This window comes from Actinomycetota bacterium (assembly GCA_005774595.1).
Lineage (GTDB): Bacteria > Actinomycetota > Coriobacteriia > Anaerosomatales > D1FN1-002 > D1FN1-002.
On sequence record VAUM01000156.1, the window covers coordinates 3,506 to 4,414 of the forward strand.

Here is a 909-nt window from a genome sequence, read left to right on the forward strand (position 1 = left end):
CCCCCCGGCCCCGCGCACCCCGCCCCCGCCCACCCCGCCCCGCCCCGCCGCCCCCGCCCGAGCCGGCCGCGCCGCCGAGCCACCCCCCACCCCGCCCCAGGCCCCCGGGCCCCCCCCTCTGCCCCCGCCCCGCCCCCGCCTCGCCCGCGCGCCCGCGCCTACGAGCCCGCGAAGCCCTCGACGACCCACGTGCCGGACTTCGGGTCCTTGCGCAGCGTCACGAAGCCGAGCTTCTGCGCGTCTTCCAGCAGCGCGGTGAACGACTTGTAGCCGTACGCGCTCTCGGTGAACTGCGGCTGCTTGCGCTTGATGGTGTCTTTCAGGAGCGAGGAGTGCATGACCTCGACGTTCTCGCGCTGCAGCGCCTCGATCGTCTCGAACAGCAGCTTGAACGCGGGCTTCTTGGTGCGCGGGATCTTGTCGCCGATGGCCGGCGAGCCGGCCGCCGCTCCGAGATCCTCGTAGTAGATGAACTCGTCGCAGTTGGCCGCGAGCAGGTCGGACGTGGAGTCCTTCATGCCGAGACCGATGACCGTCTTGCCGTTCTCCTTCAGCTTGCTGACCAGCGGCGTGAAGTCCGAGTCGCCCGACACGATGACGAAGGTGTCGATGTGCTCCTTCGAGTGCGACATCTCCATCGCGTCGACCACGAGCCGGATGTCGGCCGAGTTCTTGCCGGTCATGCCGCGCTCAGGGATCTCGATGAGCTCGATGCCCAGCTCGTGCAGCGGCGTGACGTACTCGGGGAAGCGGCTCCAGTCCGAGTACGCGCGCTTGGCGACGATCTTGCCCTTCTCCACGAGGCGCTCGAGCACGCGCTTCATGTCGAAGTTCGCGTCGCGCTTGGCGCGCCGACGACCGGCGACGCTTTGCTGCTTGGCGCCGAGCGCCAGGTTCTCGAAGTCGATG

1 protein-coding gene is annotated in these 909 nt (G+C 69.7%); it reads right to left on the minus strand.

The features are described 5' to 3' along the window. Positions 1-158: 158 nt before the first annotated feature. The coding region (locus FDZ70_06895; GenBank protein TLM75604.1) for an NYN domain-containing protein at positions 159-909 on the minus strand (751 nt) is incomplete at its 5' end.